Source organism: Rudanella paleaurantiibacter (assembly GCF_009184635.1).
GTDB classification, from domain to species: Bacteria; Bacteroidota; Bacteroidia; order Cytophagales; family Spirosomataceae; genus Rudanella; species Rudanella paleaurantiibacter.
Genome location: NZ_WELI01000002.1, coordinates 295,187 through 321,274, shown reverse-complemented (window position 1 = coordinate 321,274; position 26,088 = coordinate 295,187). Strand labels below are relative to the sequence as shown.

Annotated in this window: 17 protein-coding genes; 7 read left to right on the top strand and 10 right to left on the bottom strand. The window is 56.5% G+C overall.

Going from position 1 to position 26,088, the window contains the following annotated elements; genetic code table 11:
• The first annotated feature begins 60 nt into the window (after nt 1–60).
• Nucleotides 61–1,428 (top strand): alkaline phosphatase family protein, encoded by a 1,368-nt coding sequence (locus F5984_RS06105; protein ID WP_152123388.1) that lies wholly within the window; start codon nt 61–63, stop codon nt 1,426–1,428.
• Nucleotides 1,429–1,768: 340 nt separating this feature from the next.
• On the opposite strand, the gene F5984_RS06100 is transcribed toward F5984_RS06105, so the two are convergent.
• The 6 genes from F5984_RS06100 to F5984_RS06075 form a co-directional block, all read right to left on the bottom strand.
• The gene (locus F5984_RS06100) at nt 1,769–3,667 is read right to left on the bottom strand and encodes a RagB/SusD family nutrient uptake outer membrane protein (RefSeq protein ID WP_152123387.1); all 1,899 of its coding nucleotides are present in this window, start codon (nt 3,665–3,667) and stop codon (nt 1,769–1,771) included.
• A gap of 12 nt (nt 3,668–3,679) precedes the next feature.
• Nucleotides 3,680–7,207 (bottom strand): TonB-dependent receptor, encoded by a 3,528-nt coding sequence (locus F5984_RS06095; RefSeq protein ID WP_152123386.1) that lies wholly within the window; start codon nt 7,205–7,207, stop codon nt 3,680–3,682.
• Nucleotides 7,208–7,283: 76 nt separating this feature from the next.
• Nucleotides 7,284–8,396: a FecR family protein gene (locus F5984_RS06090; protein ID WP_152123385.1), complete on the bottom strand. Its 1,113-nt coding sequence runs from the start codon at nt 8,394–8,396 to the stop codon at nt 7,284–7,286.
• Between the two features lie 294 nt (nt 8,397–8,690).
• Nucleotides 8,691–9,290 (bottom strand): RNA polymerase sigma factor, encoded by a 600-nt coding sequence (locus F5984_RS06085; RefSeq protein ID WP_152123384.1) that lies wholly within the window; start codon nt 9,288–9,290, stop codon nt 8,691–8,693.
• Nucleotides 9,291–9,398: 108 nt separating this feature from the next.
• Entirely contained in the window at nt 9,399–9,974 is a 576-nt protein-coding gene (locus tag F5984_RS06080; protein WP_152123383.1) for a pentapeptide repeat-containing protein, read from the bottom strand.
• 168 nt (nt 9,975–10,142) lie between these two features.
• Nucleotides 10,143–11,387 (bottom strand): MFS transporter, encoded by a 1,245-nt coding sequence (locus tag F5984_RS06075; protein WP_152123382.1) that lies wholly within the window; start codon nt 11,385–11,387, stop codon nt 10,143–10,145.
• 251 nt (nt 11,388–11,638) lie between these two features.
• Here F5984_RS06075 and F5984_RS06070 point away from each other — a divergent pair, with 251 nt between their 5' ends.
• Nucleotides 11,639–12,406, top strand: coding sequence for an NIPSNAP family protein (locus F5984_RS06070; protein WP_152123381.1), 768 nt, complete (start codon nt 11,639–11,641; stop codon nt 12,404–12,406).
• A gap of 241 nt (nt 12,407–12,647) precedes the next feature.
• Here F5984_RS06070 and F5984_RS06065 read toward each other — a convergent pair whose 3' ends face one another.
• Complete coding sequence (locus F5984_RS06065; protein ID WP_152123380.1) at nt 12,648–13,898, bottom strand: MFS transporter; 1,251 nt, start codon at nt 13,896–13,898, stop codon at nt 12,648–12,650.
• A gap of 105 nt (nt 13,899–14,003) precedes the next feature.
• Complete coding sequence (locus F5984_RS06060; RefSeq protein WP_152123379.1) at nt 14,004–14,798, bottom strand: endonuclease/exonuclease/phosphatase family protein; 795 nt, start codon at nt 14,796–14,798, stop codon at nt 14,004–14,006.
• Between the two features lie 210 nt (nt 14,799–15,008).
• Between F5984_RS06060 and F5984_RS06055 the strand changes: the two genes are divergently transcribed.
• The 5 genes from F5984_RS06055 to F5984_RS06035 all read left to right on the top strand — a co-directional run bounded on the left by F5984_RS06055 (nt 15,009) and on the right by F5984_RS06035 (nt 23,664).
• Complete coding sequence (locus F5984_RS06055; RefSeq protein WP_152123378.1) at nt 15,009–15,650, top strand: RNA polymerase sigma factor; 642 nt, start codon at nt 15,009–15,011, stop codon at nt 15,648–15,650.
• On the top strand, nt 15,647–16,765 hold the full coding sequence (locus F5984_RS06050) for a FecR family protein (protein WP_152123377.1): 1,119 nt from the start codon (nt 15,647–15,649) through the stop codon (nt 16,763–16,765). Before F5984_RS06055 ends, F5984_RS06050 begins: the two co-directional genes overlap by 4 nt.
• Before the next feature lie 66 nt (nt 16,766–16,831).
• Complete coding sequence (locus tag F5984_RS06045) at nt 16,832–20,200, top strand: TonB-dependent receptor (RefSeq protein WP_152123376.1); 3,369 nt, start codon at nt 16,832–16,834, stop codon at nt 20,198–20,200.
• A 36-nt stretch (nt 20,201–20,236) separates the two neighbouring features.
• The gene (locus F5984_RS06040; RefSeq protein WP_152123375.1) at nt 20,237–21,670 is read left to right on the top strand and encodes a RagB/SusD family nutrient uptake outer membrane protein; all 1,434 of its coding nucleotides are present in this window, start codon (nt 20,237–20,239) and stop codon (nt 21,668–21,670) included.
• Nucleotides 21,671–22,041: 371 nt separating this feature from the next.
• Complete coding sequence (locus tag F5984_RS06035) at nt 22,042–23,664, top strand: FAD-dependent oxidoreductase (protein ID WP_246168876.1); 1,623 nt, start codon at nt 22,042–22,044, stop codon at nt 23,662–23,664.
• A gap of 77 nt (nt 23,665–23,741) precedes the next feature.
• On the opposite strand, the gene F5984_RS06030 is transcribed toward F5984_RS06035, so the two are convergent.
• Nucleotides 23,742–25,007: an MFS transporter gene (locus tag F5984_RS06030; RefSeq protein WP_152123373.1), complete on the bottom strand. Its 1,266-nt coding sequence runs from the start codon at nt 25,005–25,007 to the stop codon at nt 23,742–23,744.
• A 49-nt stretch (nt 25,008–25,056) separates the two neighbouring features.
• Nucleotides 25,057–25,995 carry a sugar phosphate isomerase/epimerase family protein gene (locus F5984_RS06025; protein WP_185155434.1) on the bottom strand — a complete coding sequence of 313 codons (939 nt, stop codon included), beginning with the start codon at nt 25,993–25,995 and terminating at the stop codon, nt 25,057–25,059.
• Nucleotides 25,996–26,088: the final 93 nt, after the last annotated feature.

Genomic DNA, 26,088 nt, shown 5'->3' with positions numbered 1-26,088 from the left:
TCGGGGAGTCGTTCTCGCATCAGCCATTCACTCAATCGCTTATTCGCTCAATCACTCATTATGAAAAAGACTGTTGTTATTGATGTGGTCGGTCTGTCGTACTCGCTTATTGGCGAGCACACGCCCTTCCTCAAAAACTGGATGGCCACGAAAAATCGGGCCACGATAAATCCCATGTTGCCCGCCGTGACGACTTCGGTACAGTCCACGTACATTACGGGCAAATGGCCCGCCGAACACGGTATTGTGGGCAACGGCTGGTACGATCATACCGATGCCGAAATCAAGTTCTGGAAGCAGTCGAACCATTTGGTGAAGGCCGAGAAAATCTGGGAGCGCGCCCGGAACGTCGACCCGAATTTCACGGTGTCGAAGATGTTCTGGTGGTACAACATGTACAGCTCGGCCGATTACTCCGTGACGCCCCGGCCGCAGTACCTCGCCGATGGCCGCAAAATGCCCGACTGCTACAGCCAACCCGCCGACCTTCGCGACCGGTTGCAGGCCGAACTCGGCACGTTTCCTCTGTTTCAGTTCTGGGGGCCGGGGGCCAACATCGTGTCGACGCGCTGGATTGCCGATGCTTCGCTGCTGGTCGACAAGTGGCATAACCCCACACTGACGCTTATTTACCTGCCGCATCTGGATTACTGCCTGCAAAAGTTTGGTGGGCAGGATTTGGCTAAAATTGCGCCTGAGCTGAAGCAGATTGATGATGTTTGCCGTGACCTAATTACGCACTACGAAAAAGCCGGTGCCGAGGTTATGGTGTTGTCAGAATACGGCATTACGCCCGTGAGCCGCCCGGTACATATTAACCGGGTGCTGCGAGAGGCCAATTTAATTCAGGTGCGCGTGGAGCGCGGTCTGGAACTGCTCGACGCGGGTGCGTCGCGGGCGTTTGCCGTGTCGGACCATCAGGTGGCACACGTGTACGTCAACGATCAGGCCCTGCTGCCTAAAGTGAGGGCGCTGTGCGAGCAAACGCCCGGTGTGGAGCTGGTGCTCGACCGGGAAGGACAGAAAGCTTACCATATTGACCACGAGCGGGCCGGTGACCTTGTGCTGATGGCCGACGCCGAGAGTTGGTTTACCTATTACTACTGGCTCGACGACCGCGTAGCCCCTGATTTTGCGCGACTCGTGGATATTCACCGTAAACCGGGCTACGATCCGGTCGAGATGTTTATGGACCCGGCCAATCCGCTCATCAAACTCCGGGCGGGTTACAAGCTGCTGCGCAAAAAGCTGGGTTTTCGTTACCTGATGGATGTGATCCCCCTCGACGCTACGATTATCCGGGGTTCGCACGGGCGGGTGGGTACGGCTCCCGAGTTTCATCCGGTGCTAATCGGTAACTCGGTGGGTACAGCGCCGGTATCGGCCGTGGAAGTGTACGACAAAATCTGGGCGGCTCTGGAGAGGTAGTATCGCTCAATGAAGCGATTAACTTAGCTATAGAGATGACATCTCTGGAAGGGGTCTCTGTTTTGGGAAGTCAATTGCCAGAGATGTCATCTCTGGGACGCTTGCTCGGGTAAGCCTTAGAGATGACATCTTTGAAAGTGGCCTCTGTTCTGGGGAATCAATTGCCAGAGATGTCATCTCTGGGACGCTATTCCCGTCATCTATCATCCAAAATTTGGCTCCTAGCGATGACATCTTTCTAAACAAGATGTCATCGCCCCCCTTAAAATGACAAAACCTGGCATCTCTAAAGGAAATGCCAGGTCGGAGTCAGGTATGGAAACTATTCATTATAAATGCTTTACCAACCGGGGTTTTGAAGCAGGGTAGGCGTACGCTGTAGCTCGCTCTGCATAATCGGGAAGAGGTAATGGCGCGGGGCCAGAAACACCCGGTTTTCGATAAAGAAACGGCGCATCTTATACTTCTTCGTGCCAATCACAATTTTGCCATTAGGGTCTTCGACAGGCCGCATTCCGTTAACCATCCGTTGGGTTTTGGGGTAAGGCCACGCCTTTTGCGAACGCTCATCGTTGGTACTCCCGGCCGACTGCCAGTTTTGCTCTTTGGCCAGTTCGGTTTCGGCGCTGGGCTCCAGATACAGGCGCGTTGTCCAGATGCGGTTGTTTTCGTAAAACAGCTCGACCCGGCGCTCGCGCTGAATGTACTCACTCATCAGTTTCTTGTTGCTAACAGCCTCGGGCGCAATGGGTGCCATAAACGACCGCTTACGTACCTGATTAAGCAGATCGGCGATTTCGGCGTTGGGGCCGGTGGTCTCGTTCACGCCTTCGCAGTAGATGTACATGAACTCGGGCAGTCGCCAAACGGGCGGGCCATTGATGGCAAAGCTCTTGTCGCGGTTCCACGACTCCCGCAGGATTTTCCGCAGGAAGTAGCCCGTTGTGGTCGAGTTGGTGGCGCCTACGCGGTCTGAGCCCTCGGCTGTGTTGATCACCTTACCTTTAAACGTAGAGCCGTGGTATACAATGTCGCGGTAGAAACGGGGGTCGCGCTTCACGCTCTCGTACGGGTTTTCGTCGTCGTAGCCGTCGGCCTTGGCGCGGCTGTCGTACACCGGGTAGCCGTAGCCGTTTGGCGCAATGTATTCATACTCATCAACCTGCTCCTGTACGGGCATCTGGCGCGCACTGCCGCCCGAACTGGGTGGATACACGTCGCCCTGCCAGTTGTTGTCTTTGTCGCGGGTCACAAAAAAGACCCCTTCTTTCTGGTAGGCATCCATGCTGTGGTACAGATCCCAAAGGCGGGCATACACCTTCGAGTTGTTGTTGTTCACCCCGGCATCGTCTTTAAAGTCACTGGCGTCGTGGCCTACGTACAGGCTGTAACGGGGAATTCCGTCGGCTTTGAAGTCGAGCACGGCCTTGGCGGCATCACGGGCCTGCGCCCATCGGGTCTGGTTGTAGCTGTATTCCGATTTAAACTGTCGGGTATCGCCAGCCAGTGTACCGCCATTCCAGAGTGGGGTGGCTGCCATCCAGCGGGCCATGGCTTTCAAACCTAAGCAAGCCCCTTTGTCGATACGGCCGAAATCGGTACCGCTCCACAAACCCGGCACACGGGCGTAGGCCGAGTCGCAGTCGCGGGCAATTTTGCCGACAATCGCGTGAAACGACTCTTTCTTGAAGTTCATCGGGTCGGTAGCCTGTACCACGCGGTCTACGTACACGATCTCGCCGTACATACGGGCGGCCAGATAATGCAGGTAAGCACGCATGAAATACACCTCACCAATTCGGCGGTCGAGGTCGCCTTCCTGCAAGGGGTTGTCGGGGGTTTTGTATGTACGAACGCCTTCCAGAAACACGTTGGTTTGCCGGATTTTGCTGTACAGGCCGTTCCAGTACTGGCCACCGTCGCTACGGTCGGGCATGGCGTTGGGACCCCAGTCGCCCGAGTTGAATTTGTTCGTAATGCCGCCTTCTACGGTCGAGCCTTCGCACTCGTCGGTAGCGGGTGCAGTGGAGAAGTGGACAAAATACACCAGCGGGCGGTTAGCGGCTTTTACCTGGGCGTACAGGTCAGTCACCAACTGATTGGCTTTCACGTAGCGGGTAAACACCTGTTCGGCATCGATCTGATCGTCGGGCCGCCGTTCGAGGAAATCGTCCTGGCACGAAACCAGTACCAGCGCGAAAAACAGGAAAAGGGTGGAGAATGCGAGGGTACGCTTCATGAGTTGAGGCAATTAAAAAGTAATGTCGAGACCAAAGTTGAACACCTTCTGTACGGGGTACCAGGAGCCATCGCCCTCGCGTACTTCGGGGTCGATGTCGGCGTCTTTCAGTTTATCCCAGGTAAGCAGGTTGAGCCCCTGTGCGTACACGCGGGCCGTTTGGAGGTGAATGCGCTGCAACAGCGGCTTAGGAATGTTGTACCCCAGCTCAACCGTTTTCAGCCGCAGATACTGAGCGTCGTACAGAAACAGGTTGCTGAACGGGTTCTTGTTGTTGGTATGCTCGCCAAAGTGCAGGGCCGGGTAGGTAGCCGTAGCGGCCGTGGCGGGTGTCCAGCGGTTGAGGTGCATGGGTTTTACCTTGCCGTACTTATCCTGCGAGAACAGCGGGAAGTCGTACACGGCCGGGCCGCTGAGTTGCACCGAGGTGCGGGAAGCCCCCTGGAAAAGCATACTGAAATCGAAGCCCTTGTAGCGTGCGCCTACGGGCAAACCAAACATCAGTTCGGGGTTTCGGGGGTTGCCCGTGGCAACGCGGTCGCCGAGGTCGTTGATCACCCCGTCGCCGTTGATGTCTTTGTACACCACATCGCCCGGCACCAGTTTGCCCCAGGGCTGAAACCCGGCTCCATTGTTGCGACCGTTAAGCTCGGCGGCTTCGGCGGCATCGCGCACAAAATGATCGACAATGTAGTTGAAGTGCTCCCCAATCCGGCGGCCGGTATTGGCCCGGTCGGGCATGGCGTAGGGCACCTCGTTCATAAACACAATCTGGTTGCGGGCGTAGGTCAGGTTCGGCCGGATAAAGTACGAGAACCCGGAGCCCAGATTGCCCGACCAGCCCACTTCGAGGTCGATGCCTTTGTTGTCGACAATTCCGGAGTTGATGTACGGTGCGCTTTTGCCCACAATCGTCGGGAAGCCCAGCTTAGTATTGTCGGCCAGGTCGGTGATGATGTCGTAGCGGTGTTCTTTGAACAGGTCGACCGTAAAGGTCAGGTTGCGGAACAGGGCCAGATCGATACCGATGTTTGTTTTGCGGGCTTTCTCCCAGCTCAGGTTGGCATTGGCGAGGTTGCCTTCGCGGAGGCCGCCCCCCGCGCCCGAGCCGAAGTTGTCCGTCCCGAAGCTGTAGTCGGAGCCACCGCTGTAGTATTGGAGGTACACAAACCGGGCGTCGTTCGGAATCCGGTCGCTACCCACGAGCCCGTGCGAAGCTCTGATCTTGAAGTTGTTCACCCACGGCAGGTTGCTCATGAATTTCTCGCGCGACACGACCCACCCGGCCGATACCGCCGGGAAAAAACCGTACCGCTTGCCCTTGGCGAAGTTTTCGGAGCCGTTGTAGGCCGCGTTGATTTCAAACAGATACCGGTCGTCGTAGCCGTAGGTGATCCGGCTCGTGAGGCCCTGATACACAAACGGAACCTGGTTGTCGATCACCCGCTTCGACCGGTTGGCCAGCACCAGACCTGTCACGTTATGATTGCCAAAGTTGCGCAGGTACTCCAGCTTGAGCTGCGTGTACGACCGGCCGTCGCTTGGGTTGCGGCTTGAGGTGTTGCTCAACGTCTGATCGGAGTCGTACTTGTTGCCCCGCTTATAAATGCCCGAGTAGATGGCCGGGTTGCGGTACACATCAATACCGGCGTCGGGCTGTAACGTGGCGTAACCGGGGTACACGCGGTAGCCTTCCGAGTAGGTGTTTACCTGCCGATACACCCAGATACCTTCAGAGGCATCGTAGCCAAACAGACCTTCGACTTTAAGGCCCGGCGTGATAAAATCGAGGTGCCGACCCAACACAAACGACCCGTTGAGATAGGTGTTTTTCTCATTTAGGAAACCCGTGCGGCTCAACTCGCCGAGCATGTTGAACCGGTAAATCTGGTCGCCAAAGAGCATCCCAAGCGGGTTGTTGACCACCGACCGGCCATTGGCGGGGTTGTCGTTGGCGGGCAACACAATAGGCAGGTACGGCGGCTGGGTGTTGGCAATCTCGACAATACGAGCGGCCGTGGTGCCGGGCGCGGTGCGGTCGGTGATGCGGGCCGCGAGGTCGAGCCGGGCGTAAAAATCCTTTGTAATGTCAATGTCTATATTCGAGCGGAAGTTGTACCGCTTAAATACGGCCTGGGTGTTGTAGTTGCTCAGGTCGGTATGCTGGTAGTTACCGTCTTGCCGGAAGTAGTTGGCCAGCACAAAGTAGCGGGCCTTGCCCGAGCCTCCGCTGATGTTGAGGCTGTGGTCCTGCTGTTTGCCGGGCTTAAAGGCGTAATCGAAATAGTCCCAGTTGTAGCCGTTGCCGTCGGAGTTGTCGCCCACGGCATTCCGAAATTTTTGGATGGCCTGATCGGAAAAGAGGTTGAGCGTGGCGGGGTTCACACCCGGATTGTTGTTCACGATGGCCTCGTTGTAGAGCATGGCGTAATCGGCCGAGCCGAGGTAGTTCGGGAACTTAACGGGTTGGTTCACACCCATCGAGGTCTTGAAGTTGACCAGAGCCCGGTCCTGTACTTTACCGCGTTTGGTGGTAATCAGGATAACCCCGTTGGCCCCCCGCACTCCAAACGGAGCCGTCGACGAAGCATCTTTCAGAATCGTAAACGTTTCAATTTCCGACGGTGCCAGGTAGTCCATGCTGCGCTCCAGCCCGTCGATAATCACGATAGGGGCCTGATTGCCGTAGGTGCCCAACCCCCGGATATATACGTTGCTCCGGTCGACGCCCGGCTCACCCCCGTTGAACTGGTTGGCAAACAAGCCCGGCAAACGCCCGGCCAGCGCATTGGTGAGGTTGGCCGTGGGGCTTTGCTCCAGGTCGCGGGTCGAGATGGTCGCCAGCGAACCCGTCAGGGTGGCCTTGCGTTGCGTACCAAAACCAACCACCACCACTTCGTTCAGGGTCTGGTTGTCGGGTTGCAGAGTTACGGTCAGGTTGGATTGCGAGCCAATCGTCACCTCTTGTTTCTGGTAGCCCAGAAAGCTGAAAACCAGAATGGTACTGGCGTTCGGCACGTCGATTTTGTAGCTGCCGGTCGCGTCGGTATTGGTGCCACGCGTCGTGCCTTTCACCACCACGCTCACCCCCGGCAGGCCCACCCCTTTCTCGTCGAACACCTTGCCGGTCACCGTAATGTCGGCAGCGGCAAGCGGTTGTTCGAGACCGGTAGGGGGTAGGCTCGGCAGCAGTTTGGGCTCCGGCCGGGAGAAAATAATTTGCCGACCCGATACCTCAAACTGGATGTTGCGCGGTTTGAGCAGCCGGTTCAGTACGTCTTCCAGACGTTCGTTGCGGGCTACGAGCGTAATTTTTTCGTCGGCCCGAATCACCTTCGAGTTAAACACAAACTTGACGCCGGCGGCCTGGCTGATCTCGACAAACGCCCGCTTCATGGGGGTCTGTTCCAGGCTGATGCTGATGCGCTGTTCGAGCAGCTCCTGCACGGCGCTACTGGCCAAATGACTCCCGGCCATCAACAGCAAGGCCATGAAAACCCGTAGGGCTGTCATTCGGGTGGAGGTGTAAACCTGTTTCATACGCGGAAAAGAGTGGAAAAAAGGAACGTTTTAGGTTGGTTGTACTGAATCAAAGGGGCGTTGATGGAGAGGCTCTTTATCGGCATCCGCGCGACTGGATAATGATCTTTCCGTCGATCACTTCGTAGCGCGCTTCAATGCCTTTGCAAATGATAGTCAGCTTGTTATTCAGGCTCTCGTCGGCCAGTGAGGCTGTGAGGGCGCAGTTTTGCAACACATCCGAATCGTAGATGATATCGATGCCGTACGCCTTCTCGACGCGCTGAAGCACCTGCTCCACCGGGGTTTCGTCGAACTCGAAATTGTCGGCGGTCATCTCCCGGTCAATCACCACGGGCTGATCGGCGAGTTTTTTCTGGAACGACGTGGTTTCCCGCGAGAACTGAGCCTGCTGGTTGGGCGTCAGCGAAATCACCCGCCGGTCGATGCGCTTGTTGTTGCCCGATGTCAGGTCGTGCCGTGTGTACACCGACACTTTACCGGTACGAACGGTCACGGTCAGGTCGCGCTTGCCAGGGTAGGCTGACACCCGGAAACTCGTGCCAAGTACGCGCGTCACAATGGCGTCGGAGTAGACGCGGAACGGGCGCTTGGGGTTCTTGACCACCGTAAAAAACGCTTCGCCCTCCAGCGTCACGTCGCGGGTGGTGTCGTCGAACGCGGGTGTGTACCGCAGCGTCGACCGGGGCGACAACATCACCTCGCTGCCGTCGGGCAGGATGATTTGCAGGGCACGGGTGGTTTTGTTGGTAAAAAACGAATCGCCTTCGGCAGTCTGTCCGGTTTGTAAGGCCCGGTGGGCCGTTGGCTGCGGGGTGCGCAGCCCAAACCACCATCCCAACCCGAGCAGGAGTACTACGGCGGCTGCACTGGCCCAGGCCAGAACCGGCCGGAACCGGTAAACCGGAGTTTCCTGCGGCTGTGCTTGCCCGCCAATCCGCCCCAGCATCTGCGCTACGTCGTGCTCGATCTGGCTTTGGCTGACGGCCGGTTGTAGTTCCGAGAGACTGAGGACAATTTGCCGGGCCAGCAGCACATCGGCTCGCCGGTCGGGATGAGCCGCGAGCCATTCCTGCCAGAACGCGTCCTGCCGGGGCGTAGGCGCGGTAACCCACTCCCGGAAAGCCGGGTCGAACGTGAAATCATCAACAGAGAAGGTAGAATAATCGGGCATAGGATAGGCGTTCATATCCCGTTAGGGGAAACGCCTATGCAGATACTGCCTTTTTGAAGAAATTTTTTTGAGAGGAGGAAGAATTGGTTTTGATGACCTCCGGTGTAGGGTTTTCAACCATAGTCACCGTTAACCACTGCCAGGGTCTACGACCACTGGCAGGGTTTGGTTTGCGTATTCCCTGCCAGTGGTCGCAGACCCCACAACGGAGGTTGCTGGCATAGAATCTCACAACGTAAATTATTGGACGTAGTTTTTCAAGAACGCTCCACCCGATCCATTCACTCAATCACTCATTCGCCCATTCACTCAATAACATAGAAGCAGCAGCCAGAATAGCCAGAATTGATCGGAGGTAGCCTGCCGCCGGATGAACCGGAACGCTTCCTGAAACAGATTCGATACTGACTGTTCCGAAATGCCCATGATTTGCGCAATGGCGGCCCGGTCCAGATTATCGAAAAACCGGAGGTAGATAGCCTCGCGTGAGCGCCGGGGCAATTCGTCGAGCAATTGCCGGATGCGGGCGTTGCTCAGTTGGCCCGTTTCCTGTTCGATGAGCCGGTCTTCGGGCGAAAAAGACTCGGTTGCGGCTTCGTCGGTAGAAAGCAGGAGCGTAAATCGACTTTCGTGCAGGTAGGTCTGGTGCAGAAGCCGACGCAGCACGGTCATGAGGTAGGGCTTCACCTGCCCGCCCGTGAGCGACCGGAGGGTATCGCGCCGGTTCCAGAGCTCAACGAAGGTGTCCTGAATACAATCGCGAATGTTATCGGTGTTGCGCGTAAACCGGCTCCCGTAGTGAAGCAGGGCGGAGTAATGCGCCGACATCAACTGGCCCAACGCCGTGGTGTCTCCGCGCTGAAAGCGGTGCCACAAAAGAGCATCATCTACGAAGTTGGCGGTCGACATAGGGCATGGGGAGACTTAAACGCTCCAAAATATGAACTTGTTCTGAATAAATAGGCTAATTTATATAGTATCTACCCCTATTTTTATACAGTGGACTAGCTCAGGCGCTCAGGCCTGAATTACGATCCCGTATTTTCGCAACAGTCCCGGTACGCCCACCAGGTTAAATTGCGCTTTGGTCAGGGTGTTATTTTCCGGGTCGATGGTGTAATGCCGGGCTGTGCGTAGGTCGGCCTTGGTGAGGTTGGTTCGTTCAAAATGGGCGTTGGTCAGGTCGCAATCGTCAAAAACAGCAAGGCTCAGGTCTGTTCCTTCAAAGTCGACGTTCTTGAGCGAGCAGCCCGTAAAAACGGTTTTCTTTAATTTTTTGCCCCAGAAAATGGAGTAGTCGAGGGTGCATTTCACAAAGGCCACCTCAAACAGAAAGTCGCCCGCTTCGCTGAAATGCACACCCATAAGGGCGCATTGCTCAAACCGAACCGGTTTCAGGGCCGCTTCTTTCAGCTTCACCGCTGACCAGGTACAGCCCACAAACGTACAATCGACAAACTCGACCTGCCGGAGGTCCGTCTCGACGAACTGACAGCCCCGAAATGTGCATTCAATGTACTCTGCCGGGCCGAGTGCGCGGCCGCTGAAGTCTTCGTTGGTAAAGGTGCAGGTGTCGAATATCTCGTGGCTCATGCTGGTGCATCCTGAGTTAGACTGAAATGGATAATGTGTATTGTAGAATGGATAATGAAAAATGAATAATGTACAGTGTAGATGAATAATGAATGCGTTGAGAATCAACAAAAAACCTCATTATCCATTATGCATTTTTCATTATCCATTCAACCATCCAGCCATTGGCTATTCAGTATAGTCGAGGTTTTTGCCGAAGGTTTCTTCCAGCGCCGACAACGCCCAGAAAGCCAGTATAAAACCCACGGCACCCACTACGGCCCCGGCTCCGATTACCCCGATTTGCGGTTTAAGCATCTGAAACGCCGGAATGCTCAAGAGGGTAGTGGCCCGCACATTGTTGGCAACCGAGGTGGTGGCCGTCGCCCGTAGGTTGGTGCCGAAACTCTCGGCCGTGATGGTCAGAAACATGGCGATGTAGCCAATACCGAAGCCCATGCCCAGGCAAACCAGGTAGAAGGTCTGTGCGGTCTGAAGGCCACCGTAGAGGTAAACGAGGCAGAACAGCAGGGTTAGGGCCATCATAAGACCCACGGCTTTCTTGCGCGACCGGAGCCATTGACTTAGAAACCCGCTGAATAAATCACCAACAACCATACCGATGTAGGTGTACATGACACACCGGCCGGGGGCAATTTCGTCGGTAATACCCAGTGCTTTACCAAACTCATTGCCAAACGTAGCCAGCAGCCCAATCACAAAGTAGGTTGGTAAGGAAATGCCCATGCACAGCATGTAACGGGTAAACCGATTACGGTCGGTAAAAAACGCGCTGAAGCTGCCCCGTCGGCGGGTGGCGCCCTCCACCATTCGTTTGTACATGCCCGATTCGAGCACGCTCACCCGCAGTAGTAGCAAGCCTAAACCCAGCCCGCCCCCGATGAAATAGGTGGTGCGCCAGTCGAACAACTGCACGGTCAGAAAAGCGACTACGGCCCCCATGAGTCCCACACTTGCCACAATCGACGAGCCGTAGCCCCGCAGCTCTTTGGGCAGAATCTCGCTCACGAGCGTGATGCCCGCGCCCAGCTCACCGGCCAGGCCCAGTCCGGCCACAAACCGCAACCAGGCGTAGGTGCCTGGGTCTTCGACAAAGCCGCAGGCAATATTGGCGAGTGAGTACGTCAGAATACTACCGAACAGTACCGACAACCGGCCGCGTTTGTCGCCCAGAATGCCCCACAAAATGCCCCCGATGAGCAAGCCCGCCTGTTGATAATTGTAGATACTGCCCCCCATGAGCGACACGCCCCGCTCATCGAGGCCGAGGTCTTTCAGGCTGGGTACCCGCACAATATTGAACAGCAGCAGGTCGTATACGTCGACAAAATAGCCCAGGGCTGCCACCCAAACGGGTAGGGTAAATAGCGGCCGGAGCGAGGTAGCGGGAGCATTGAGCGTAGAGGAATGCATAGGGTCGGAATTGGAAAGTCAATCTTACGGCTTTTTGTGCAATACCCGTTGTGAATAATTTGTGAAATTGGGCCACAGGCTCGCGATTCTCAATCTTAACCGTTGTGTCAGTAAAGAGCTGAGAACCGGGGCCTGCCACCGGGCAAAGCCGCCGAAAGACGAAAGCCGGTAGATGGATTCAAAATACCCAACTGAGCTGAGTAAAAAGAGGGATTAAGCCTCCCTTTAGGCATATAACCGAATTGAAATTAATGAAACGCAGACAATTTGTGGCCTCGTCGCTGCTGGCAGTGCCGGCCCTGTCGGAGGCTCAGGCCGCCAAACCGGCGGCCCAGAAAGAAATGTACGAATTTCGGACCTACCAACTGCGGGGTGGCGGGGCCGTATCTGTTTTTGATAAGTACCTCCGTGAGGCCCTGATACCGGCCCTGAACCGGCAGGGCGTCAAAACGGTAGGGGTGTTTCGGGAGATGGGTAAAACCGAGCCGCCCAAAGTGTACGTACTGATTCCGCACGCGTCGGCCGAAGCCTTCGGGGCGTCGGGGGCTAAACTCGCGGCCGACACGGCCTACCAGCAGGCCAGCAACGAGTACCAGACTATGGCACCCGACAAGTTTCCGGTGGTGCGGTACTCCAGTTCGATTCTGAGTGCGTTCGATGCCTTGCCGCAGATGATTGTACCCGGCAAAAGCGACCGTATTTTCGAACTCCGTACTTACGAGGGCTATTCGGAAGATGCCGTTCGGCGGAAGGTGAAGATGTTCAACGTGGATGAGTTGCCCATTTTTTACAATGTTAAGCTGAACCCGGTGTTTTTTGGCGAAATCGTAGCGGGCGAGCATATGCCTGCGCTTACGTACATGCTGGTGTTCAAAGATATGGCCGAGCGCGACGCTAACTGGAAGCAGTTTAGCGCTAACGCCGACTGGAAGCGTGTTTCGCAAGATCCCCAGTACGCCAACACCGTCTCGAACATTATTCGGGTGTTTCTGGAGCCGGTGGCGTATTCGCAGATTTGAGTTTTTCAGAGATGTCCGCCGGGCGGCTTACTCTCCCAGAGATGACATCTCTGGCAATTGATTTCCCAAAGCAGAGGCTCTTTCCAGAGATGTCATCTCTAAAGCTTACCCAAGCGGAGCACCCAACCCCAGAGATGACATCTCTGCAAATTGACTTCCCAAAACAGAGGACCTTTGCAGAGATGTCATCTCTAAAATTCGCCCAGGCGGCCTGTTCTCCCAGAGATGACATCTCTACACCCTACTCCTCCACAAAATCGAGGTCTTTGGCGAAGGTCTCTTCGGTATAGGCCAGTGACCAGAACGCCAGGGCGTACACCAGCGCCCCTACCAAACCGGCTGATACCAGCGCGCTCACCGAAAACTCGCGTTGGACACCCTGATACAGAATCGACATTGGAATCAGTAAGCCCCGCACAATACTTGGGGCCGAGGTGGTGGCCGTAGCCCGCAGGTTGGTGCCGTACTGTTCGGCCACCATGGTGAGGTACATGGCAATGTAGCCCGTGCAGAACCCAAGCAACAGACAGATGCCGTACAGCGTTTGGGCCGACTGAATGCCCGTAAACAGGTACACTCCGCTCAAAAACATACTGCTAATGAGCAGATAAATCACCGCTTTTCGGCGCGACTGTAACCAGTGGCTAAACGGCCCCGAAAGTAGGTCGCCCGCAGCCAGACCGAGGTAAATCATCATCACGCACTGACCCGGTTTTACGGGCTCGGCAATGCCTAAGGCTTCGCCAAATTCGTTGGCAAACGTGGCCAGAATCCCCACAATGAACCAGGTTGGCAAACCAATGGCTACACAGCGGAGGTATTTGCGGGTACTGGCCCAACTGCGAAACAGGTGGAGAAAATTACCCCGGCTTACGTGTTGGTTCTCCGTTTTCATAGTCACATACAGCCCTGATTCCAGCACACTCACGCGCAGTAACAGCAGCAGTAAGCCCATGCCTCCACCCACAAAAAAGGCCGTGCGCCAGTCGAAAAGGGCCTGAGTCATGTAGGCGACGCCCGCCCCCAAATAGCCTATACCCGCCACCAGCGACGAGCCATACGACCGGATTTCTTTGGGCAGAATTTCGCTTACGAGCACCATAGCGGCCCCAATTTCGCCCGAAAGCCCAACGCCCGCAATGAACCGCAGCAGGGCATACTGGTCTACGGTTTGCACAAACCCGCAGGCTACGTTGGCGAGCGAGTAGGTCAGAATACTGCCAAACAGCACCGACATACGCCCGCGCCGGTCGCCGAGTACCCCCCACAAAATGCCGCCGAGCAACAGCCCGGCCTGCTGGCAGTTCAGAATAAACGTGCCGTCGAGCTTGATCTGCTCTTTGGTGAGGCCCATAGATTCGAGACTGGGCACACGCACAATGTTGAAGATGAGCATGTCGTACACATCGACAAAAAAGCCGAGGGCCGATACGATGACCGGCAGGGCCAATAACGGACGTAGCGAGGGTTTAGGACGAGTAGCGGTGAGCATAAGGGGGTAAGCCGACGCCAATGCGCCGGATATTTAGGGATTAATGATACGAAGATCCCGGCGAACTTCACGCAAGGGCCGGGTTGCTGCCGGGCGTTGGGGCGGCTAATACGCCAGCTCGACCAGCACCGGCAGGTGATCGGAGGCTACGCGTTCGGGAATGACCCGGTGCTCGATTACCCGAAACCGGTCTTTGGGCGTAAACGTCACGAAGTCGATAGCCCGATTTGGGTTCTCAACCGGAATGGTGGGCGGGCACGACTGGCAGCTTGGCTCTACCACCCGCTTAAGTAGTTGCAGGGTTTGGCTATCGGGCGAATCGTTGAAATCGCCCGCCAGAATGACCGGGTGTTTTTCCTGCCGTAGTACCTCGACAATGCGGGCCGCCTGCAACTGCCGGTTGGTAGGGGCGCGTTGGGCGTCGAGGTGGGTGTTGGCCAGCGTCACGGTACGTTTGCCGGGCAAGGTCACGGTGGCCAGCCCCAGTACCCGTGGCTCACCCCGGGTAGCCGAGTCGAGCGGGAGCGGAATCCGGCGCTGGTTGGTCAGTGGGTATTTCGACAGAATGGCAATGCCGTACTCACCACCATCGTAGTCAATTCCTTTGAAAAAGTACGCGTTCAGTCCCGTTTGACGGCCCAGCTCGGCCGCCTGATCGAGGGCTTTGCCCGACCGGCCGGTACGTACATCCACCTCCTGCACCATCACCACGTCGGGTTTTTGAGCGTTGATAACGGCCGCAATGGCCGCTATGTCGATAACTCCCGCCCGGCTGGGTGGGTTGGCGTGGTGGATATTGTAGCAGAGTACCCGAAGCCGGTTGGCTTCTGCCGTGGGCGCCCCCGACCGGGTGCAGGCCCCCACCAGTACGCTTAAAAACAAAACGAAAAGGAAGCGCATACGAGAATAGGAAGAGTGGTCAAAGATAGGTTTTGGGGTCGATAACAAGGTGGTCGGCCCGAAAAACAAGGCAATAGGTTCAGAAAAAAGATTTCTGGATAAAAATTGTACTGGCCTGAGTATAGTTTGCACTATTCGCTCTATTGGCAGTCAGATGGTCGGGGTCGCGCTCTCCGCCCCCTATTTTTTCCCTGTTTAACTACGCTGTGTATGATTCCGCCGGAAGCCCGAAATTCCCAGAATCAGTATGCTTTGCATGCAACCGAAGTCTGGCTCTGGCAGCAGTTTCGGGCCGGGAGCCGTGAGGCTTTCGAACAGCTTACCGGCTTTTTTTACCGGGACCTCTACTTCTACGGGTACCGCTTTACGCAGGATACTGACCTGCTCAAAGACTGCCTTCAGGATCTGTTCGTCGACCTGTGGGTGTACCGGCGTAAGGTGGTCGATACTGAATACATACGGCCGTACCTGTACAAGTCGCTTCGGCGGAAAATATTCCGGGAGTTGAAGCGGGGCGGAGCCCAGTTGACCGACGATGAGCTGCCGTTTCTGGAGCTGGACGACGATCACCCCACGGCCGAGCAGCAACTGATTCAGACCGAACTGGCTTCGTACCAAACCTCCCGGCTGAACGCCCTGCTGAGCCGGTTGTCGGCCCGGCAACGCGAAGCCATTCACCTTAAATTTTACGGCGAGCTCACCAACGATCAGATCGCCGATGTTCTCAACGTCAACAAACAGTCGGTAGCCAACCTGCTGCACCGGGGCCTTACCCGCCTGCGCGAGGAGTGGCCCTCGTTGCTACCTCTGATCGGACTGTGTATAAACGCCCTCTTTTCGCGCCAATCATGAAGCCCTACGAAACCTATTCGGTCCATGATTTCCTGACAGACGACCTGTTTTTGGCCTGGATCAAATCCGATGAGCCCGAGGCCCGGCAGTTCTGGCTCTCGTTTATGGAGCAGCACCCACACCGCCGGTCGGAGTTGCTGCTTGCCAAAGACATTGCCGAAACCCTGTACCGGCGGCCGCGCCCCCTGTCTGATGCACAGGTGCAGCGCGAGGTGGGCCAGATTATGCGTCTGACCGACCGGGCCGAGGCTACCGGGCTGGGGCACCCGCTGTACCGGCGGGTGCTGCGGTATCCGGTTCTGTTGGTCGCTTCGGTACTGCTGGTAGGGCTGGGTATCTGGAGTGGGTGGCAGTGGCAGCGGGCCTTACATATTCTGGAAAACGATCCTATTGCTACTACATCGCTCGGTAAAGGGCAGGCGGGTTGGGTAAGCCAAACCAACGGCACCTCGCAGCCTGTATCGCTTACCCTGCCCGATGGAAGCCGGGTGGTGCTGCAACCCAACAGTCAGGCCCGGTACCAGAAAGCGTTTAGCCAAACGCACCGCGAGGTGTGGCTCACCGGCGACGCTACGTTTGCCGTTGTGTACGACCCCGCTCGGCCGTTTCTGGTGCGCAACGGGTCGCTGGTGACGCGCGTGCTGGGCACCCGGTTTCGGGTACACGCGCCGACCAACGGGGCCCGGGTTACGGTGAGTGTGCTGAGCGGCAAAGTATCGGTTTACGATCAGCGCGACCTCACGAGTGCGCGCCGACAGCAGAGTCGGCAGCTGCCCGGTGTGATTCTGACGGCTAATCAGCAGGTGGTGTACGACCCCGAACGGATTAGCTACCAGAAAGAACTTGTTCCGAAGCCAAGCCTGATTCGACCCGATGTACCCCCTGAAACCTTCGACTTTCAGGATACGCCCGTGTCGGTGGTGTTTGAGCGGCTCCAGAAAAATTACGGCGTCACCATTCAGTACGATGCCGCCCTGTTGCGCCCCTGTACGCTTACGGCCTCGCTGGCGGGCGTGTCCCTGCACGATCAGCTCGGGCTTATCTGTGCCTCTATTGGGGCTACGTACCAGATTGTCGATACGCAGATTGTTATCAGCGGTCGGGGCTGTTTGTAAATGTCTTCACTTCTTTTCACCAACCCAATGCGTCTATTTTTATCCCCGGAAACCCTGCGTTTTTGTATGAAGGTTTCGTTTCTGCACTTGCTGCTCACAGCCTTGCTGATGAATTCGGTGCTGGCCGCCCGGGCCCAGGAACTGCTCGAACAGCGCATCTCAATTCATCAGGAAAACAGCACCGTGCGCCAGGTGCTGAACTCGATTGAACAAACGGCACGCATCAAGTTTGTGTACAGCCGCGAGGTGGTACGCACCGATCAGCGCGTGACCCTCGTTGCCAGCGACGAACGGCTGGGCACCGTGCTCGAACGCCTGCTCCGGCCCATGCGCGTGAGCTACGTGGTAACGGGTAATCAGGTGGCCCTAACCCGAACCGCTCCCTCGGGAAACGACGAAGCGGGACCACGGAAAACATCGGAGCTGGCTCCCGCTGAAGCCCTTGAAGAAACCATCACGGGTACCGTATCGGACGAGAGCGGGCAAGGGCTACCGGGCGTAAGCGTGGTGTTGAAAGGCACTACACGCGGCACCACCACCAACGCCGAAGGCAAATACCGCCTGAATGTACCCGACCGCTCGGCGGTGCTGGTGTTTTCGTTTGTGGGGTATGGGTCGCAGGAGGTGGCTACCGGAGGCCGGTCGGTGGTCAACGTAAGCCTGAAAGCCGACGAAAAATCGCTCAACGAGGTGGTGGTAGTGGGCTACGGGCAGGTGCGAAAAAGCGACCTGACCGGGGCCGTAGTGACCGTGCCCGTGGAGGAAATCAAAAAGGTAGCGGTTACCTCGCTCGATCAGGCCCTGCAGGGCCGGGCCGCCGGGGTGCAGATCACCCAAAACTCAGGTTCGCCGGGTGGTACCACCACCATTCGGATTCGGGGTGGTAACTCGATTCAGGGCGATAATGAGCCTTTGTACGTGATTGACGGGGTGCCGTTTAAAAACGACGGGGCCGGCAGTGGTTCCAGCTTCAACGTGCTCAGTACCCTCAACCCGAGCGATATTGAAACCATGACGGTGCTCAAAGATGCCTCATCGACGGCTATTTACGGCTCGCGGGGGGCCAATGGCGTGGTTATTATTACCACCAAACGGGGTAAGGCGGGCCGCTCAGTGGTCAATTTTGAGAGTTATTACGGCGTACAGGAGGTACGTAAATTTTACCCCGTGCTCAACGCCCGCGAGTACGCTCAGTTTGTCAACGATGCCAACACCAACGAAGGCCGCGCCCCGGTGTACACCCCGGCTCAGGTTGATGCGTTTGGGCAGGGCACCGACTGGCAACGCGAAATCTTCCGGTCGGCACCCATCCAGAACTACCAGCTGTCGATGAGCGGGGGCGACGAGAAAACCCAGTACGTGCTGTCGGGCGGGTATTTCAAGCAGGATGGTATCGTGACCAACTCCGACTTCGACCGGTACTCGCTCCGCCTGAACCTCGACCGGAAACTGACCGACAAAATCAAAGTGGGCAACAGCCTCACCGTCAACCGGACCGTAACCAATCAGTCGCGGACAGATGGCGACCTTGGCAGTGCCGGTCTGGTTACTATTGCGGCCCTGCAATTCCCGCCTATTCTGCCGGTTTTCAACCCCGACGGGTCGTATCTGGTGACTAATCCGGCCCTGACCTTCACGGCCGACAACCCGGCCGCCCTGGCCCGCGAAAGTAAAAACCGCAACACGGCGTACCGCACGTTTGGCAACGTATTTGGTGATTACCAGATTATTGAGGGGTTGAATCTGCGCGTATTGCTGGGCGTAGATGCCATTCTGCAAAAACAGGACTCGTACCTGCCCCGAAGCGTATCGAGCGGTCTGGCGCAGGGGGGAGCTGCTTCTATTTTCAACGGGCAGTCGGTGACCTGGCTGAACGAAAACCTGCTCACGTACACCCGTACGTTTCGGTCGGTACACAACGTAAATGCGCTGGTAGGCTACACCCAACAGGCCAACCGCACCGAAAACAGCTCGGCGGCTGCGCGCAACTTTGTCAATGACAACCTCAACTCAGGCAACCTCGGTTCGGGCTCGGTGCCGCTCGTGCCTTCGTCGGGTATTGGGGCCTGGGGGCTGCAATCGTACCTGGCGCGTATCAACTACGGCTACCGCGACAAATACCTGCTTACGGCCTCGTTCCGGGCCGATGGCTCGTCGCGCTTCGGGGCCAACAAGCGGTACGGTTACTTTCCCTCAGCGGCTGTAGCGTGGCGGGTGTCGGAAGAAAACTTCCTCAAAAATGTACCCGTGCTCACCGACCTGAAACTGCGGGCCACGTATGGTACAACCGGTAATCAGGATGGTATCGGCAACTTTCCGGCGTACTCACTTCTGAGCACGCAGAACTATGTGCTGGGGGGCGTAGTGGCTACGGGGATCGGGCCGTCGCAGATTGCCAACCCCGATTTGTCGTGGGAATCGACCACACAGGCCGACCTTGGTATCGACGTGGGGCTGCTCAATAACCGGATTACGTTTACGGCCGATGTGTACCTGAAACGAACCAAAAATCTGCTCCTGAACGTGACCATACCGAGTACGTCGGGCTACACGAGCGCCATCAAAAACCTCGGCCGGGTCGAAAACCGGGGCGTTGAGTTCAGTCTGTCGTCGCGCAATATCGACAAGGCGTTCAAATGGAATACCGACCTGAACCTGGCGGCCAACCGTAACCGGGTACTCGATATTGGCGGGGCTCCGCAACTTTTTGCCGGTCAGGTGGCAAACATTGCCCAGAACGTCAATTCGGGCATTATTCGGGTGGGTGAGCCGCTGGGGTCGTTTTTCGGCTATATCACAGATGGCCTTTACCAGAGCACCGACGAACTGGCTGCCCTGGCCGATCCGCAGGCCCGCCGACCCGGTGACCGGAAATACGCTGACCTGAACGGCGACAAGCGCATTGATGACCTCGACCGAACCATCATTGGCCGGGCGCAACCCAAACTGCTGGGTGGCCTCAATAACACGTTCAGCTACAAAGGCTTCGAGCTGACGGTGTTTATGCAGGGCGTGTACGGCAATCAGATCCTGAACGCCAACCGCTTCGAGCTGGAATACCTCAACGGAACCAACAACCAGAACCGGGATATGCTGAACCGCTGGACGCCCACCAACACGAACACCGATATTCCGCGGGCGTCGACTACGCGCCCGGCCAACCGGATTTCGACCCGGCAGATTGAAGATGGCTCCTACCTGCGGCTCAAAAACGTGCAACTGGCCTACAACTTCCCGTCGGCGGTGCTGACTAAACTTCGGATTCAGGGGCTGCGCGCCTACGTGTCTGCCCAGAATTATGCTACCTGGACACGCTACTCTGGTTACGACCCGGAGGTAAACCGATTCGGGCAGGATAGCCGTAGTCAGGGCTTCGATTACGGGAGTTACCCAGCCGCCAAAACCATCCTGTTCGGCCTGAACGTGGGCTTTTAACCAACGACATTCATCCTTCTGTCTTCGCTGATCGACATGAAAAAGAGTATAGCCATTCTGTTTGTGCTGAGTAGCCTGATGGGCTGCGAGGTACTTGAGCAAACCCCGGAGTCGAGCTTTACCCCGGAGAATTTTTACAAAAATGCCGACGATGCCCGCGCGGCCGTCAGTGCCGTGTATGACCCGCTCAATTCGGCCGATATGTACAATCAGGTCATGTGGATTTTGCAGGACCAGGCCACCGACGATGCCGAGTGGGGGGGCGGTCGCTCAACCGCCAATCAGGCCAAAAACGACCTGGACAAGTACACCTTTACACCCGCCACGTCCACGTTCCAGTCCATCTGGTCAACCACGTACCGGGGTATCAACCGGGCGAACACCGTGATTAGCCGGGTACCCACTATCCCAATGCCCGACGACCTGAAAAACCGGTACGTAGCCGAGGCTAAGTTTATGCGGGCGTTTTACTACTTCACGCTCGTGCGGCTGTTTGGGGGCGTACCCTTGCAGTTGCAGGAAACCACCTCGCTCAACAACCTGAATGTGGCGCGGGCACCGGCCGAGGAAGTCTACAAACAAATCGTTCAGGACTTTACCGATGCCGAAGCGGTTCTGCCTGTGAGCTACACCGCCGGCGACCGGGGCCGGGCTACCAAAGGAGCCGCCAAGGCGTTTCTGGCTAAGGTGTATCTGACCCGGCAGGAGTGGGCCAAAGCGTCGGCTAAGGCCAAAGAGGTGATGGACCTGGGCGCGGGCTACGACTTGTGGGCCAACTTTGCCGACGTGTTCTCGATTGCCAATGAAAACGGCAAAGAGTCGATGTTTGAGATTCAGGCTATTGGCGGTGGGTTTGGCGAAGGGAGCTGGATGCAGGGTTACATGCGGCCCAACTTCGACCGGGTGAATGGCGTAGCTGGTTTCGGCGACGACCCCGCCACCGAAAACCTGTACCGAGCCTACCGCTCCGACGACCGTCGGCGCAACGTGACCATCCGGCTGTACTCAGCCACCAGCACGCCCGCAGCCCCCGCGAGTGTCCTGTTTCCGGGATACGTGGCCAAGTACCTCGACCCTACGGCCACGGCCAATGGCGAAGGCGGCAACAACTTCCCGATTCTGCGCTATGCTGATTTGCTGTTGATGTATGCCGAATCGCGCAACGAACAGGCCCCGAACGATGCCGAGGCTTATGCTGCCATCAATCGCGTACGCAACCGGGCGGGCATCCCGAACCTGACGCCCAATCTGAGTCAGGCTCAGTTCCGTGATAGCCTGCTGTTGGAACGTCGGCTGGAGCTGGCGTTTGAGGGGCACCGCTGGTACGATTTGGCCCGCACCAAACGGCTTATTTCAGCCATGCGGGCGCAAAACCCAACGATCAAAGTGGAGGAGCGGCATTACCTGTTCCCGATTCCGCAGACCGAGCGCGACGCCAATCCCCAGCTAACGCAGAACGAAGGGTATTGAGTGGTTTATGGTTCGTACGTAAGCCGAATGAACTGTGTAATGAATAATGTGGAATGAATAATGAATAATGTATAGTGGATCGGCTGATTGTTAGCGAATAAGCCAATTGTTCATTCTACATCGTTCATCATTCATTTTACATTATTCATTGTACATTCTCCATTCTACATCGTTCATTCACTTACTTGGTTACCGGTTGATTCGTTGCCTGACGAAACTATAAATGAAGAACCGGCCGCCCAATACCCTAAACCTGGAGCCCTGTTTGCTTTTAGTAAAAAACGAATGGAGCAATCCGCGATTCACAGTAAACCAGAACCTTCATGAGCATTCGAGTTCTATCCGCCACCTTCGCCTTTTTACTTGTAGGGATGGCCTTGCTAACCGGGGCCAAACCGGCCGCTGTCCGGCGTGCCGATGTCATTGTGTACGGAGGCACGTCGGCCGCAATCACGGCGGCTGTGCAGGTCCGAAAAATGGGCAAATCGGTCATTGTTGTTTCGCCCGATAAACACCTGGGCGGCTTGTCGTCGGGTGGCCTGGGCTTTACCGATACGGGTGACAAATCGGTGATTGGTGGACTGTCGCGCCAGTTTTACGGGCGTCTGTACAACCATTATCAGACCGACGAAGCCTGGAAATGGCAGAAACGCAGCGAATACGGTAACAAAGGGCAGGGAACACCCGCTATCGACGGGGCCGCCCGCACCATGTGGATTTTTGAGCCCCACGCGGCTGAGAACGTGTTTGAAGACTTTGTGCGCGAAAACAACATCACGGTTTACCGCGACGAATGGCTCGACCGGGGCCCGAAAGGGGTTCAGAAAAAAGGCACGGCCATTCAGTCGTTCCGAACGCTGGGCGGCACCGTGTACGAAGGCAAAATGTTTATTGACGCCACGTATGAGGGCGACCTGATGGCGGCCGCTGGCGTAAAATACCACGTGGGCCGCGAAGCCAACAGCGTGTACGGCGAGCAGTTCAACGGGGTACAGCCGGGGGTATTCCACCACGGGCATCATTTCAAAACGAATGTAAGTCCCTACGTGGTGCCGGGCGACCCCAAAAGTGGCTTGTTGCCCGAGGTATCGGCCGAACCGATTGCCCCCAAAGGGTCGGGCGATAACAAGATTCAGGCGTATTGCTTCCGAATGTGTCTGAGCAACCACCCCGACAACCGTATTCCGTTTGCCAAACCCGCTGGCTACGACCCCAACCGGTACGAACTCTTGGCGCGGGTGTATGCCAATGGGTGGACTGAGACGTTCCAGAAATACGACCCCATTCCGAACCGGAAAACCGATACAAACAATCACGGCCCGTTCAGCACCGACTACATCGGCAAAAACTACGATTACCCCGAAGCCAGCTACGAACGCCGTCGGGAGATTATCAAAGACCACGAATTGTACCAGAAAGGGCTGATGTATTTTCTGCAAAATGACCCGCGCGTACCGGCCGATGTGCACGAAAAAATGCAGCAGTGGGGCTTACCCAAAGATGAGTTTACCGATAACGGCGGTTGGCCGCATCAGCTTTATATTCGCGAAGCCCGCCGGATGATTGGCGTGTTTGTAATGAAAGAGGCCGACGCCCTCGGCAAAACGAGCGTGCCTAACCCCGTGGGTATGGGCTCGTACGCGCTCGATTCGCACAACGCGCAACGATACGTAAAAGCCGCGGAAGGCCGCCCCGACGGCTTTGTGCAGAATGAGGGCGACATTGGCGTGCATCCTGATAAGCCATACTCGATTGCGTATGGCTCTATTCTGCCGAAAGAAAACGAGTGTAACAATCTGCTGGTGCCTGTTTGTGTGTCGGCTTCGCACATCGCCTACGGCTCCATTCGAATGGAGCCCGTATTCATGATTCTGGGCCAATCGGCCGCAACAGCCGCCGTTCTGGCTATCGACAACAAGGTTTCGCCCCAGCGGCTTCCGTACGAAAAACTCCGCGCTGTGCTGTTGAAAGACGGGCAGAAGCTGGAGTTGTAAGGGAAAAAGGGGAGGAAAGGAGAAGGGAGAAAAGGGTTGGGCATCAGCTTTTCCTTTCTCCCTTCTCCTTTTTCCCTTTATTCTAAATAGTCCAGGTCTTTACCGTGGGTTTCGGGGACGGTCAGGATGGAGTAGAATCCGATGGCGAAGGCCACCAGACCTACAATGGCCCCGGCCTGAATCACATCGACGCTCGGTTTGAGAAGTTGGTACGAGGTGGTCATCGGAATCACGAGCCCGCGCACCATGTTGGGTACCGTAGTGGCTGCCGTAGCCCGGAGGTTGGTGCCAAACTGCTCGGCCCCGATAGTAACAAACATGGCCCAGTACCCAATACCGAAGCCCATGAGCCCGCAAAGGGTGTAGAACGTGGTGCCCGATTTAACCCCTCCATACAGGTAAATGCCCGTAATGAGCAGCGTAAAGCCCATAAGCAAGGCCACGGCTTTTTTACGTGATTCCAGATACTGGCTCAGCACTCCACTGATGAGGTCGCCCGTAGCCAGACCCACATAGCACCACATAATGGCCAGGCCCGGCTTGATTTCTTCGTCGAGGCCGAGTGCTATCCCAAACTCGTTGGATAGCGTAGCCAGAATCCCGATGACAAACCAGGTGGGCAGGCCAATGCCGATACACTTGAGGTAGCGGGTCAGGCGGTCGGTGTTAGTGAAAAAGGAGAGAAAATCGCCCCGTTTCACATCTTCCTGCTCGGTTACGTTTTTAAACATCCCCGATTCTACAACCCCTACGCGCAGCAGCAGCAGGCCAATACCCATGCCGCCCCCCACAAAAAAGGCCATTTGCCAGCTAAACCACTGCACGGTGAAATAGGCCACCACCGCCCCAAACAGCCCGACGCCCGCCACCAGCGAGGTACCAATGGCCCGTAATTCTTTGGGCAGTACCTCGCTCACAAGGGTGATACCTGCGCCCAGTTCACCCGCCAGACCAATACCCGCCACAAACCGCATGAGGGCGTAGTAGGTGATCGGGTCCATGAACGTGACCTGATCGACAAAGCCACACGCAATGTTGGCCAGCGAATAGGTGATGATGCTCCCAAACAGAACCGACAGTCGGCCGCGCTTGTCGCCCAGAACTCCCCAGAGGATTCCACCCAGTAGCAGGCCACCCATTTGCCAGTTCAGAATGGTGGTGCCTACGGTCGAGATCTGCTCGGCGTTGAGACCCATTTCTTTCAAACTGGGTACCCGCACAATGCCAAACAGCAGCAGGTCGTAAATGTCGACAAAGTAGCCAAGGGCGGCTACAATAACGGGCAGGCTAAATAACGAGGCCGTGTTAGAACGGGGAGGAGCTTGCGTTGTAGGAATAGACATACTGGTTTCTTTGACGTAATAATACAAAACGCAACGGTTTCCGGGTGGCTCAAAGGCTCTTCAGAATGGCGTTCATTTTCTGGAGGGCAGTTTTAGCCACCACGAGAGGGTCTTGCGCGTAGTAGCCTTTGTTGAACACCTCGAACGAAAGCACAATGGGCCGGTCGGGGTTGCGGATAGCCGACAAAATCGGTTTGATGGGCGCAATGCCGTCGCCGGGGTACACCCGGTCGGCATCAACGATGGTCTCGCGGGCAATGTTGGGGTAGTCGTTGATATGGAAAATCTCAACGGCCGGTTTACCTACCAGCGCCAGACTTTCAATGGCCGAGCCGCCTTTGTACAGGTGGTACACATCGAGCAGAACCCGTGCCGAGGGGTGGCCCGCTTCGGCGGCTACGTATAGCACGTCGCTCAGACGGTTGAGGTTTTTCGAAAAGCCCCAGAGCTCAAGCTGCGGGTGCACGCCTGTTTGGTCGCCGAGTTCGAGAATCGTGCGGAATCGTTCGGCGGCTTTTTTCAGGTCGAGGCCGGGCTGCGTGGTAGCGCCCATCGGGGGGGCGGCTGTGCGGGTACACCCCACGGCAGCCAACTGATCCATCTCGCGCTTGAGCTGATCGAGGGCTTTGGCCCGTTGGGCGTTGTCGTCGACGATCCAGGTAGCAAACCCGATGGCATTTTCGGCTTTCAGGCCGAGGTCGTTGAGCCGTTGGCGGGCTTCGGCCAAGGTGCCACCCTGATCCAGAAAGGCCTGCAACGAGTTCATCCAGATTTCTACCGACCGAAACCCGGCTTTCGAGGCTACTTCAAGTTCTTTGGCAAACCCCAGTTTATGGCCCATAATGGTGCTCATATTCAGGCAGGGGGTAAACGAAGCGGCTGGTTTGGCGGCCTCGGCGGGCGTGCTGAGGGCGGGTAGGAGGGTGGCTCCGGCACTCGCTCCAAATGTAGCTAATGCCTGACGACGCGAAACGGATGGGAGAGACATTGTGTGTGCGTAAGTAATGTACAACCTACAATAGAGCGATTCGGGTAGATTTTACCCATTGCCTGTTTGAGTTGACCCATAAAAGCAGATTTT